The organism is Streptomyces sp. TRD_SC_5 (assembly GCF_056836825.1).
This window is the reverse complement of the sequence record NZ_JBWZZS010000001.1, coordinates 1541479-1553722: the sequence shown is the minus strand read 5'-3', so window position 1 is coordinate 1553722 and position 12244 is coordinate 1541479. Positions and strand designations below refer to the sequence as shown.

General features: G+C 70.2%; 11 protein-coding genes. 8 read left to right on the top strand and 3 right to left on the bottom strand.

Annotation, left to right across the window (positions count from 1 at the left end; genetic code table 11):
* Positions 1–101: 101 nt before the first annotated feature.
* The 8 genes from gap (at position 102) to AC1P0E_RS07230 (ending at position 8101) form a co-directional block, all read left to right on the top strand.
* Positions 102–1106, top strand: coding sequence for a type I glyceraldehyde-3-phosphate dehydrogenase (gap, locus tag AC1P0E_RS07265; RefSeq protein ID WP_482741327.1), 1005 nt, complete (start codon positions 102–104; stop codon positions 1104–1106).
* 105 nt (positions 1107–1211) lie between these two features.
* The gene (locus AC1P0E_RS07260) at positions 1212–2423 is read left to right on the top strand and encodes a phosphoglycerate kinase (RefSeq protein WP_482741326.1); all 1212 of its coding nucleotides are present in this window, start codon (positions 1212–1214) and stop codon (positions 2421–2423) included.
* 6 nt (positions 2424–2429) lie between these two features.
* Positions 2430–3218 carry a triose-phosphate isomerase gene (gene tpiA / locus AC1P0E_RS07255; RefSeq protein WP_482741325.1) on the top strand — a complete coding sequence of 263 codons (789 nt, stop codon included), beginning with the start codon at positions 2430–2432 and terminating at the stop codon, positions 3216–3218.
* A gap of 122 nt (positions 3219–3340) precedes the next feature.
* A complete protein-coding gene (gene secG / locus AC1P0E_RS07250) occupies positions 3341–3571 on the top strand; it encodes a preprotein translocase subunit SecG (protein WP_482741324.1) in 231 nt (76 codons plus the stop codon).
* Positions 3572–3776: 205 nt separating this feature from the next.
* Positions 3777–4112, top strand: coding sequence for an RNA polymerase-binding protein RbpA (locus tag AC1P0E_RS07245; RefSeq protein ID WP_482741323.1), 336 nt, complete (start codon positions 3777–3779; stop codon positions 4110–4112).
* Between the two features lie 277 nt (positions 4113–4389).
* A complete protein-coding gene (gene pgi / locus AC1P0E_RS07240; protein WP_482741322.1) occupies positions 4390–6042 on the top strand; it encodes a glucose-6-phosphate isomerase in 1653 nt (550 codons plus the stop codon).
* 23 nt (positions 6043–6065) lie between these two features.
* Complete coding sequence (locus AC1P0E_RS07235) at positions 6066–6563, top strand: PH domain-containing protein (RefSeq protein ID WP_482741321.1); 498 nt, start codon at positions 6066–6068, stop codon at positions 6561–6563.
* The gene (locus AC1P0E_RS07230) at positions 6560–8101 is read left to right on the top strand and encodes a PH domain-containing protein (RefSeq protein ID WP_482741320.1); all 1542 of its coding nucleotides are present in this window, start codon (positions 6560–6562) and stop codon (positions 8099–8101) included. The genes AC1P0E_RS07235 and AC1P0E_RS07230 overlap by 4 nt, the downstream gene beginning before the upstream one ends.
* A 373-nt stretch (positions 8102–8474) precedes the next feature.
* Here AC1P0E_RS07230 and AC1P0E_RS07225 read toward each other — a convergent pair whose 3' ends face one another.
* Genes AC1P0E_RS07225 through AC1P0E_RS07215 form a run of 3 tightly spaced genes read right to left on the bottom strand, consistent with a single transcriptional unit; the run spans position 8475 to position 12054 of the window.
* Positions 8475–10790, bottom strand: coding sequence for an ABC transporter permease (locus AC1P0E_RS07225; RefSeq protein ID WP_482741319.1), 2316 nt, complete (start codon positions 10788–10790; stop codon positions 8475–8477).
* 5 nt (positions 10791–10795) lie between these two features.
* Positions 10796–11551, bottom strand: coding sequence for an ABC transporter ATP-binding protein (locus AC1P0E_RS07220; protein WP_482741318.1), 756 nt, complete (start codon positions 11549–11551; stop codon positions 10796–10798).
* Positions 11548–12054 carry a PadR family transcriptional regulator gene (locus AC1P0E_RS07215; RefSeq protein WP_482741317.1) on the bottom strand — a complete coding sequence of 169 codons (507 nt, stop codon included), beginning with the start codon at positions 12052–12054 and terminating at the stop codon, positions 11548–11550. The genes AC1P0E_RS07220 and AC1P0E_RS07215 overlap by 4 nt, the downstream gene beginning before the upstream one ends.
* Positions 12055–12244: the final 190 nt, after the last annotated feature.

The following is a 12244-nucleotide window of genomic DNA, read 5'->3' as shown; positions in this document are numbered from 1 at the left end:
CACCCACAGCGCCACGTAGAGGTAGGGTCGGAAGCGGTCGGGGACATCCCATACATCTCGCCGGCGTCGAAACCCGGCGTACCAACGAGGAGATCGGTTTCGTGACGATCCGCGTAGGCATCAACGGCTTCGGCCGCATCGGGCGCAACTACTTCCGGGCGCTGCTGGAGCAGGGTGCGGACATCGAGATCGTGGCTGTCAACGACCTGGGTGACACTGCGACCACGGCACACCTTCTGAAGTACGACACCATTCTCGGCCGCCTCAAGGCCGAGGTGTCGCACACGGCGAACACCATCACTGTCGACGACCGCACCATCAAGGTGCTGTCCGAGCGCAACCCGGCGGACATTCCGTGGGGCGAGCTGGGCGTCGACGTCGTGATCGAGTCGACCGGCATCTTCACCAAGAAGGCCGATGCCGAGAAGCACATCGCAGGTGGTGCGAAGAAGGTCCTCATCTCGGCTCCGGCCAAGGACGAGGACATCACCATCGTGATGGGCGTCAACCAGGACAAGTACGACGCGGCCAACCACCACGTCATCTCCAACGCCTCCTGCACCACCAACTGTGTGGCGCCGATGGCCAAGGTTCTCGACGAGAACTTCGGCATCGTCAAGGGCCTGATGACGACGGTGCACGCGTACACCAACGACCAGCGCATCCTGGACTTCCCGCACTCCGACCTGCGTCGCGCTCGCGCCGCCGCGGAGAACATCATCCCGACCACCACGGGCGCCGCCAAGGCCACCGCGCTGGTCCTTCCGCAGCTCAAGGGCAAGCTCGACGGCATCGCGATGCGCGTCCCGGTACCGACCGGCTCGGTCACCGACCTGGTCATCACGCTGGAGCGCGAGGTCACCAAGGACGAGATCAACGCGGCCTTCCAGAAGGCCGCCGAGGGCGAGCTCAAGGGCATCGTCGAGTACACGGCCGACCCGATCGTGTCCTCCGACATCGTCAACGAGCCGGCTTCCTGCACGTTCGACTCGTCGCTGACCATGGCCGAGGGCAACCAGGTCAAGGTCATCGGCTGGTACGACAATGAGTGGGGCTACTCCAACCGACTCGTCGACCTCACGGTCTTCGTCGGCAGCCAGCTCTGATCCGTACGGCAGGCACCTCGATGTGAGTGACAGGGCTCGGGCAGCGCAACGCGGCGCTGCCCGGGCCTTGTCGCGTGTCTTGTCTCCCAAGGAGTCCAGTAACAGATGAAGACGATCGACGAACTTCTCGCCGAAGGGGTCGCGGGCAAGCGGGTATTCGTCCGCGCCGACCTCAACGTGCCGCTCGAAGGCACCACCATCACCGACGACGGCCGCATCCGCGCCGTCCAGCCGACGATCGAGAAGCTCGCCGCCGCGGGCGCCCGGGTCGTCGTGGCCTCGCACCTGGGCCGCCCGAAGGGCGCCCCGGACCCGGCCTTCTCGCTGGCCCCCGCCGCCACGCGGCTCGGTGAACTCCTCAAGACCGACGTCGCCTTCGCGACCGACACGGTCGGCGAGTCCGCCAAGGCCGTCGTCGCGGGCCTGGCCGACGGCGACGTCGCCGTCATCGAGAACCTCCGCTTCAACGCCGGCGAGACCTCGAAGGACGACGCCGAGCGCGGCGCCTTCGCGGACCAGCTGGCCGAGCTCGCCGACGTGTACGTGGGTGACGGCTTCGGCGCGGTGCACCGCAAGCACGCCTCGGTCTTCGACCTCCCGGCCCGCCTCCCGCACGTGGCCGGCGGCCTCATCGCCACCGAGGTCGGCGTCCTGAAGAAGCTCACCGAGGAAGTCGAGCGGCCGTACGTCGTGGTCCTCGGCGGCGCCAAGGTCTCCGACAAGCTCGGCGTGATCGACCACCTGCTGGAGAAGGCCGACCGCATCCTGGTCGGCGGCGGCATGGCGTACACCTTCCTCAAGGCCCAGGGCCACGAGGTCGGCATCTCGCTGCTCCAGGAGGACCAGGTCCCCACGGTCCTGGAGTACCTGGAGCGCGCCGAGGCCAAGGGCGTGGAGTTCGTGCTCCCCGTCGACGTACTGGTGTCGTCGGAATTCCCCGACCTCAGGACGAAGGCTCCGGCCAACCCCACGACGGTCGCCGCGGACGCCATCCCGGCCGACCAGGAGGGTCTGGACATCGGTCCCGAGACCCGCAAGCTGTACGCATCGAAGCTCGCCGACGCGGCCACCGTCTTCTGGAACGGTCCGATGGGCGTCTTCGAGCACCCCGATTACGCCGAGGGCACCAAGGCGGTCGCCCAGGCCCTCGTCGACAGCCCCGCCTTCACGGTGGTCGGTGGTGGCGACTCCGCCGCCGCCGTCCGCACCCTGGGCTTCGACGAGAACGCATTCGGCCACATCTCGACCGGTGGCGGCGCCAGCCTCGAATACCTCGAGGGCAAGACGCTTCCCGGCCTCGCCGCACTGGAGGACTGACCCTCAATGACTGCCCCTACGCAAGAGCGCACCCCGCTGATGGCGGGCAACTGGAAGATGAACCTCAACCACCTCGAGGCCATCGCGCACGTCCAGAAGCTCTCCTTCGCGCTCGCCGACAAGGACTACGACTTCGTAGAGGTCGCCGTCCTGCCCCCGTTCACCGACCTGCGGTCCGTACAGACGCTGGTGGACGGAGACAAGCTCAAGATCAAGTACGGCGCCCAGGACATCTCGGCGCACGAGTCCGGTGCGTACACCGGCGAGATCTCGGGCGCGATGCTGTCCAAGCTCAAGTGCGCGTACGTCGCCGTCGGGCACTCCGAGCGCCGGCAGTACCACAACGAGAGCGACGAGCTCTGCAACGCCAAGGTGAAGGCCGCGTACCAGCACGGCCTGACCCCGATCCTGTGCGTCGGCGAGGGCCTGGACATCCGCAAGGCCGGCAACCAGGTCGAGTACACGCTCGCGCAGCTCGACGGCGGCCTGAAGGACATCCCGGCCGAGCAGGCCGAGTCCATCGTGATCGCGTACGAGCCGGTGTGGGCCATCGGCACCGGCGAGGTCGCCACCCCCGAGGACGCGCAGGAGGTCTGCGGAGCGATCCGCGGGCGTCTCGCGGAGCTGTACTCGCAGGAGCTGGCCGACAAGGTCCGCATCCAGTACGGCGGCTCGGTCAAGTCCGGGAACGTCGCGGCGATCATGGCGCAGCCCGATGTCGACGGGGCCCTGGTGGGCGGCGCGGCGCTGGACTCCGACGAGTTCGTCAAGATCGTCCGGTTCCGCGACCAGTGAGTAGGCCGTAGGGCCGATCCGTCGTACCCTGGCGGGGGCCGTGGTGGCTGTGCGACAGCCGTCCGGCCCCCGTTGTCCGTCTCCGAAGTCCGAAGTCCGAGGAAGTTGGTCCAGCCGTGGTTATGGGGTTCTCAATCACCCTGATCGTCTTCAGCCTGCTGTTGATGCTGCTGGTTCTGATGCACAAGGGGAAGGGCGGCGGTCTCTCCGACATGTTCGGTGGCGGCATGCAGTCGTCGGTCGGTGGGTCCTCGGTCGCCGAACGCAACCTTGACCGCATCACCGTGGTGGTCGGTCTGATGTGGTTCGCCTGCATTATCGTGCTCGGTCTGCTGATGAAGCTGGACAGCTGACCCGTCGTCCGGTACTGAGGCGGGTACGCGGCCTATCATGGGGGCCGGCGGCTCGCGTTCACGGGGCAGGGGTCGTAACTCCGGCCACTGGACACGCGTTGGGCCCTACGTAGACTGGGGCGCTCGCGGCTGAGCTGTTCGACGACTCCGCGGCCGTAGCCGCTGATTGATGCAGTGCAGCACCATCACGCAGGGAGTTACGACCGTGGCAAGTGGCAACGCGATCCGGGGAAGCCGGGTCGGAGCGGGGCCGATGGGTGAGGCTGAGCGCGGCGAGTCCGCACCCCGCCTCCGCATCTCCTTCTGGTGCTCGAACGGGCACGAGACGCAGCCGAGCTTCGCCCATGACGCTCAGGTTCCGGATACGTGGGACTGCCCGCGCTGCGGGTTCCCGGCCGGACAGAACCGGGACAATCCGCCGGCTCCGCCGCGCACCGAGCCGTACAAAACGCATCTCGCGTACGTACGGGAACGGCGCAGCGACGCGGACGGCGAGGCGATTCTCGCCGAGGCGCTCGCGAAACTGCGGGGCGAAATCTAGGAATCGTGGTCCGGCCGGACGCCTTCGGGTGTCCGGCCGAACCGTTTCCCGGGCCGCTCTCAGCCCGATTGTCAGTGGCGCCCTCTACGGTTCTTGAAGCACGGGACCGGAAGGGGGAGTTGTGACGACGAGCGCGGCTGCCGTCTCGAAGCCCGGCGGCTCGCTCCCTGCGGCGCTCTTCGCGGCCGCCATAGCATCGCCGGCCGCTCTGATCAATTAGGTTGGAGCTGCCAGGGGGCATGCACGCAGGTACGAGAAGAAGTGGGCTGATGTCCGGATGAACGCAGAAAGCCGTACGAGGCTCAACCAGATGCCCGAGTGGGCCGCTCTCGCCAAGCACCGTGAGCAGCTGGGCCAGACGCATCTGCGAGAGCTGTTCGCCGCCGATGCCGAGCGGGGCACCGGGTACACGCTCAAGGTCGGCGATCTCTATCTCGACTATTCGAAGCATCTGGTGACGGACGAGACGCTGGGGCTGCTGCGGGAACTCGCCGGCGCGGCCGGGGTCGCGCAGCTGCGGGACGCGATGTTCCGCGGCGAGAAGATCAACACCACCGAGGACCGCGCGGTGCTGCACACCGCCCTGCGCGCGCCGCGCGACGCGGTGATCGAGGTCGACGGGGACAACGTCGTTCCCGCCGTGCATGCCGTTCTCGACAGGATGGGCGCCTTCGCCGACCGGATCAGGTCGGGGGAGTGGACCGGGCACACCGGAAAGCGCATCAAGAACATCGTCAACGTCGGAATCGGCGGCTCCGACCTCGGACCCGCCATGGCGTACGAGGCGCTGCGCTCGTTCACCGACCGGGACCTCACTGTCCGCTTCGTGTCGAACGTCGACGGGGCCGATCTGCACGAGGCCGTGCGGGACTTGGACGCCGCCGAGACGCTGTTCATCATCGCGTCCAAGACCTTCACCACGATCGAGACCATCACCAACGCCACGTCGGCGCGCGACTGGCTGCTGACGAACCTGCGGGCCGACAGCGACGCCGTCGCCAAGCACTTCGTGGCGCTCTCCACCAATGCCGAGAAGGTCGCGGACTTCGGCATCGACACGGCCAACATGTTCGAGTTCTGGGACTGGGTCGGCGGGCGCTACTCGTTCGACTCGGCCATCGGCCTGTCGCTGATGATCGCCGTCGGCCCCGCCCGCTTCCGCGAGATGCTCGACGGCTTCCACCTCGTCGACGAGCACTTCCGCACCGCGCCCGCCGCCGAGAACGCGCCGCTGCTGCTCGGGCTGCTGGGCGTCTGGTACGGGGCGTTCTTCGACGCGCAGGCGCACGCGGTGCTCCCGTACTCGCACTACCTGGGCAAGTTCACGGCGTACCTCCAGCAGCTGGACATGGAGTCCAACGGCAAGTCCGTGGACCGCGACGGCAACCCGGTCGACTGGCAGACGGGGCCCGTGGTGTGGGGCACGCCGGGCACCAACGGGCAGCACGCGTACTACCAGTTGCTGCACCAGGGCACGAAGATGATCCCGGCGGACTTCATCGGCTTCGCCAGGCCGGTCGGGGATCTGCTGCCGGGGCTGGAGGCCCAGCACGACCTGCTCATGGCGAACTTCTTCGCCCAGACGCAGGCGCTGGCCTTCGGTAAGACGCCCGACGAGGTGCGAGCGGAAGGAGCGGCGGAGGAACTGGTGCCGCACAAGACGTTCCGTGGCAACCACCCGACGACGACGATCCTCGCGGACGAGCTCAGCCCGTCGGTGCTGGGGCAGTTGATCGCGCTGTACGAGCACAAGGTGTTCGTCCAGGGCGCCGTCTGGAACATCGACTCGTTCGACCAGTGGGGCGTGGAGCTCGGCAAGGTACTCGCCAAGAAGATCGAGCCGGTGCTCACCGAGGGCAGGGGCGGCGGGCAGCTGGACAGCTCGACGGCGACCCTTGCCGGCAAGTACCGCACACTGCGCGGTCGCTGACCGAGGGACGGGGAGGCGGGCCGATGACCGGGGGGACCGTGCGGCTCAGGCCGCCGAACAACACGCTGGACCGGCGCGTCATCGGCTGGTGGCGGACCCAGTGGCTGCTGCTGACCGTGGTCCTGGTGGCCGTACTGGCGGTGGTGGGCGTGCTCGTCGCGCCCGCACGGCCGTGGCTGCTGCTGTCCGCCGGGGTGGTCGCGGTGCTCGGCGCGGCCATCACGGTGTTCCTGCCGCTGTGGTGGTTCCGCGTGCACCGCTGGGAGGTCACGGAGGACGCGGTGTACGTGCGTACCGGCTTCTTCTGGCAGGAGTGGCGGATCGCGCCGATGTCGCGGATCCAGACCGTGGACACCGTGCGCGGACCGCTGGAACAGGCGTTCAGGCTCGCCACGGTCATAGTCACGACCGCGTCCTCCAAGGGCGCGGTGAAGATCGAGGGGCTCGACCACGAACTCGCCGCGGAACTCGCCGAGCGGCTGACCCTGATCACGCGGGCCACGCCCGGGGACGCGACGTGAGTGTCCCGGGGAGCGGGACGCCACCGGAGAGCGGCGGCTGGCGGCGGCTCGCCCCGCGTACCGTCCTGGTCGCGGCGCTCGTCATGGCGGGCGTCGCGGCGGGCGCGGGGGTGCCGGCCTTCATCGGGCTCGCGGGCGGCAGACCGGTGTGGCAGGCGTTCACCTGGGTGCTTGGCGGAGCCGTGCTGCTGATCGCGGGCGGCTCCGCGCTCGACTACGTGCGGTGGCGAAGGACGCGGTACCGCATCGGCGCCGAGCGCGCCGAACTCCACACGGGACTGCTGCTGGTCAAGCGCCGTTCGCTGGCGCGCGAGCGCATCCGCAGCGTCGACCTGACCGCGAACGTGCTGCTGCGGGTGCTCGGGCTGGTGAAGGTCCGTATCGGTACGGGCGAGAACACCGGAGGCGGCGAGTCCACCCTCGAACTCGACCCCGTTACGCGCGAGGAGGGCGAACGGCTTCGCCGGGAGCTGCTGGACCGCGGGCCGGCCACTGCCGAGCCGGGCCCTCACCGCGAGGGCGAACTGGCGGTACTCGACCCCGCCTGGATCCGGTACGCGCCGGTGTCGTTCGTCGCCCCGGCGCTGGGCGGCGCCGCGGCGGGCGGTCTGATGCAGGTCAGCGAGTGGTTCGGTGCGCAGGGGAAGCTGATCGGCTGGGTGGGGGACCGGTTCCAGGACACGCCGGTCGTATGGATCGTGGTGGTGCTCGTCGTGGGCGCGTGTACGGCGGGGGTCGTGGGAGCGCTCGGTCTGTGGATCGAGATGTGGTGGAACTACCGGCTGGAACGGGAGCCGGGGGGCACGTTGCGGGTCCGCCGCGGGCTGTTCACCACGCGGTCGATCTCCATCGAGGAGCGCAGGCTGCGGGGGGTGGAGCTTGTCGAGCCGCTCGGCGTACGGACACTGGGCGCGGCGCGGGTGGACGCGGTCGCCACCGGGCTGGCTGCGGGGGAGGACAGCCGGCACGCGGATCACAAGACGCTGCTGCCGGCCGCGCCGCGGGCCACGGCGGAGGGGGTGGCGGCGGACGTCCTGCGCGAGGCCGCGTCACCGACGAGCACGGCCCGCCTCACGCCGCATCCGCCCGCCGCCCGCGCGCGCCGGATGCGCTGGGCGTTGGGGGCGGCGCTGCTCCCGGTGCTCGTTCTCACCGTCCTCGGCGCGCTGCTGACCGACGCCCTGCTCGCCTTGCTGTACGCCGCCGGGGCGTGCGCGGTGGTGCTGGTGCCGGTGGCGGTGTTCCTGGGGCGGGACGCGTACCGAAGCCTCGGGCACGGGATCAGTGGTGACTATCTGGTGGCGCGGTCGGGGACGGTGCGGCGTACGACGGTCGCGTTGCAGCGGGGCGGGGTGATCGGGTGGACGGTCAAGCAGTCCGTCTTCCAGCGACGGGCCGGGCTGATCACCCTTACGGCCACCACCGCCGCGGGGGACGGGGCGTACTCGGTGTACGACGCCGCGGAGAGCGAGGGGCTGGGCTTCGGGGAGGAGGCGGTGCCGGGGCTGCTGGCGCCGTTCCTGGAGCGGGTGGAGTAGGGGCTCGCGGGTGCGGAGTGCGTGTGCAGGTGCGGGGTGCAGGTGCGGGGTGCTGCTGCGGGGTGCCGCTGCGGGGTGCTTTCCCCGACCCGCCCCTCCCCGCTGTGACATTTGCGGCTCCGCCGCGTGGGGGCTCCGCCCCAGACCCCCGGTCCTCAAACGCCGGACGGGCTGAAGTCGCCGGGGTGGGTGGCTGGGGGTCTGTTCCGGGCCGGGTTTGTCTTCAGACGTTGGACGGGCTGATGTCGCGGGGATGGGTGGCTGGGGTTCTGTCCCGGGCCCGGTTCGTCTTCAAGCGCCGGACGGGCTGGATGGTTGTCGCAGCGGGAAGCCTGGGCAGGTGGAGGGCGGCGGGCGGGTGGGGCGTTGGGGGTCAGGCTGCTGTGCTCAAGGTGTCTGTCGGGCGGCGGTGGGTTGCCCGGGTGGCGGGGAGGGCCGAGGCCGCTATCGCTCCCAGGAGTGCGGCCGCTACGACCGTCAGCAGGACGAGCGCGTGCGGGGTCTGGGCGATGCCCGCGCCGATTCCGCTCGACCGGCCCTGCGCGTCGATCAGACTGCGGCCCAGGAGCACCCCGAGCGCTGTACCGGCCACCGCGGCGGCCAACGCCGTGAGGGCCGCGGACGTCACGATCATCGACGTGACCTGGCGCGGGGTCAGGCCCATCGCCTTCAGCGCCAGCAGATCCCGCGCCCGCTCTCGCACGCTCGCGCCGATCGTGGTCAGTAGCTCCGTCAGGCCGATCAGGGCCAGCACCGCGATCAGGCCTATGCCGACCCCACGCGCGGCGGTCAGTCCGTCGGCCGGACCCGTTGTGTTGCCGGCCGCCAGCCGGACATCCACGGCGCGCGCCAGTTCGCCGCTCACCGCGTCGGCATCCGCGCCCGCGCGCAACCGCAGCTGGTAGAAGGCCGGTTCCAGAGACGGGTCGCGCTCGCGGAGCGTGTCGAGGTCCGTGGTGACGACCCGGCCGGCGTTCTCCGGTTCGACGACGCGGCCGACGATGTGCAGGATCTGCGGACGGCCGCCGACCGTCATCCGTACCCAGTCGCCGATCTCGATGTTCATGAGATCGAGCAGGCCCTGGCCCGCCACCGCCTCGTCCGGGCCCTGCGGCGCCCGGCCATCGGCAGGTGCGAAGGGGTACGGGTCCGCCCGGGTGCCGAGGCCGCGCAGGGCTATCGTGCCCGTCTGGCCGGGGACCAGCGCCGCGACCTCCACGCCCGGGTGGACCGCGGCGACCTGCGGGTTCGCGTCCAGTACGGTCCGTACCTCGCGGTCCTTCAGGCCGTCCGCCGCGCGAGCGGTCAGCTCACCCGCCGAACCGTTCGCGCCCGCCCGGCTCTGGAAGCTGTCCAGCGTCGACCACGCACTCAGCGCGACCGTGATCAGCAGGACCGGCAGCGCCAAGCGGGCGATCGAGGACAGGGAGCGGGTCCGGCGCCCGAACGCGTTGTGCCAGCCGAGTACCAGAGCGGGCGGGACCTTCAGCCCGAGCGCGCCCCGCGCCAACGCCGGCATCCGGCCGCGCACCGGGTCCGCCGCCCGCAGCGCGGGTACGGGCGGGACGCGGCCCGCCCGCCACGCGGCGAGGCCGGTCGCCGCACCGATGAACAGGACGGTGGCGAGGGGGAGGGACAGGAGTTCGGCCGTGTGGGCGGGGAGGTCCTGCCACACTCCGACCGCTTCGCCGATACGGCCAGGCGTCCGGGCACCCAGCGTCTCCACGAGCGCCGTCCCGAGGACCACACCGGTCAGCGCGAAGGCCAGGTGCTGGGTCAGGAAGATACGTACCACTTGGCCCGGAGTGAAGCCGATCGCCTTCAGGACCGCGATGTCCCGGAGGTGGCCCCGGATCCGGCCGCTGATCGCGCCGCTCACCGCCAGCGCCGCCGCCAGCAGGGCGCCCAGGCCGAAGACGCCCAGGAGCAGGCCGAGCAGCCGGCTGTCGCTCTGTGCCTCCGCGCGCGCCTGATGCCAGTTGGAGACCTCGGTGACCTCGTCGGCTCCGAGCGCGGTGACCGCCCGCTGTACGGCGAAGTCCGTGTCGTCGGGGTGCTCGAGCCGCACCCCCACGACCTGCCCGGTGCGCTCGTCGGGCGCGTCGGTGAGGGCGGGTTCGCCGGGCAGCACCCAGCCGGTGCCGGGCCGGTCGCCCGGCCGGTACGGCGACTCGGCGCTGTCCGCGACCCCGAGGACGGTGAGCCGGCGTACCGATGATCCGTCGGCGTCCGGTACCGAAAGGGTGTCGCCGGGGGCCGCCCACAGGGCGCGGGCCAGGCTGCCCTCCAGGACGATGCCGCCGCCCGCGCCCGCGTCGAGCCAGCGTCCCGAGGTGATCAGGGGGCGGCCCGTCTCCGAGCGGTCGGAGGTGGCGCCGCGCAGTTCCACCGCCGCCTCGGCGCCCTGGGACCGTACGGTCGTACGGGCTGTGGGGTAGGGGCCCGAGAGCGCGTCGACACCGTCGAGCCCCGCCAGTCCGGCCGCGTCGGCGGAAGGGCTGGTGTGGATCCACACATGCGCGCCGCGCGACTCGTGGAACACACGCTGCCAGGGGTTGGCGGCGTAACTGAGGAGCGCGCCGGCCAGGAGCAGCGAGACGATGATCCCGGCGGTCGCGAGAACGATGAAGAGCGCCTCACCACGGTGCGTGCGCAGATCGGCATGTGCCCAGCGCAGAGTGGCCCGCACCGCTGTCAGTCCTTCAGTTCGAGGACGCTGGACACGCCCCGGCCGCCGGACCCGGCGCTGTCGAGTGTCGCGTCGTCGGCCACGCGGCCGTCGAAGAAGCTGACGACCCGGTCCGCCGCGCTGGCCAGCCGGTGGTCGTGGGTGACCAGCAGGATGGTCTGGCCGCGCCGGTGGAAGCCGGACAGCAGCCGCATCACCTCGCGGGTTCCCTTGCTGTCCAGGCTGCCGGTCGGCTCGTCGGCCAGCAGCAGACCGGGGTGATTGACCAGGGCGCGCGCGAGGGCGACGCGCTGCTGTTCGCCGCCGGACAGCTCGCCCGGCATGCTGCGTTCCTTGCCCTGGAGGCCCAGCTCGGCGAGGAGCTTCTCGCGCTCGGTACGGGCCTGACGGGCGTTGCTCCCGGCGAGCAGCGCCGGCAGCTCGATGTTGTCGGCGACGGTCAGGTTCGACACGAGGTTGAAGAACTGGAAGACGACGCCGATCCGGCGGCGGCGCAGTACGGCCCAGCGCGCCTCGCTGTGCGAGTCGACTCGCTCGCCGTCCAGCCAGATGCTGCCGCTGTCCGGCCGCTGAAGACCGCCGAGCAGATGCAGAAGGGTCGATTTGCCCGCGCCCGAGGGGCCCGTGACCGCGATGAACTCGCCCGGGTTGATCGTGAGATCGACGCCTCGTACGGCATGGACGGGGGCGCCTTCGCCCTGGTGGGTCTTGACGAGCCCTTCCGCGCGCAGAAGAGGGGGAGGAGGTGCCGCACTGCTCATTCCAGCTCCTCCTGACAGCGTTCCAGCCATTCGAGGTCGGCCTGCAGATGCAGCATCGCGCCCTCGATCAGCAGCTGGGAGATCCGGTTGTCCCGGTCTTCGGACGCGGCGAGTTTCGACAGGTCCCGGAGGGTGTTGAGGTACTGACGCCGCTGTTTGTTGATGAGCGTGATCTGGTCGGCCATGCCGGCCGCCGGTGCGAGGGCGAGCTTCATGAAGAACTCGTCCCGTACGCGCGGCTCGTCGGCAGGCTCCTCGAACCAGACATGCAGCGCTTCCCGCCCGGCGTCGGTCAGCCGGTAGATCTTCTTGTTGGGCCGGTTCGACTGGGCGATTTCCTCGCCCTCGATGAGGCCTGACTTTTCGAGCCGGCCGAGAGTGACATAGATCTGGCCGACGTTCGGCTGAGGGTACGCGGCACCCAGCAGTTGCTCAAGCCCCTGCTTGAGCTCGTATCCGTGGGCGGGTCCCCGGGCGAGGAGGGCGAGAAGGGGCAGGCGCACGCGTGCTCTCCTCCTCCCCGTTCCGTACGTCTTGCGTACCTGCTCGTCGCGGCCGGCCCGACCGCCGTCGGAGTGTGGCCCGTATCGCCCTGGTGTTGTGCGGCGGGCTCTAGTATCGCCCATGCCTAACGGGTATACATGGCCCCTGACGCCACTCGAGGACGAATGACGCCGGGGCGAACAGGAGCGA

What these genes read in the sequence shown, in the direction of transcription:
- AC1P0E_RS07260 (WP_482741326.1), top strand. Translation starts at nt 1,212, where the DNA reads ATGAAGACGATCGACGAACTTCTCGCCGAAGGGGTCGCGGGCAAGCGG.
- tpiA (WP_482741325.1), top strand. Translation starts at nt 2,430, where the DNA reads ATGACTGCCCCTACGCAAGAGCGCACCCCGCTGATGGCGGGCAACTGG.
- secG (WP_482741324.1), top strand. Translation starts at nt 3,341, where the DNA reads ATGGGGTTCTCAATCACCCTGATCGTCTTCAGCCTGCTGTTGATGCTG.
- pgi (WP_482741322.1), top strand. Translation starts at nt 4,390, where the DNA reads ATGAACGCAGAAAGCCGTACGAGGCTCAACCAGATGCCCGAGTGGGCC.
- AC1P0E_RS07235 (WP_482741321.1), top strand. Translation starts at nt 6,066, where the DNA reads ATGACCGGGGGGACCGTGCGGCTCAGGCCGCCGAACAACACGCTGGAC.
- AC1P0E_RS07220 (WP_482741318.1), bottom strand. Translation starts at nt 11,551, where the DNA reads ATGAGCAGTGCGGCACCTCCTCCCCCTCTTCTGCGCGCGGAAGGGCTC.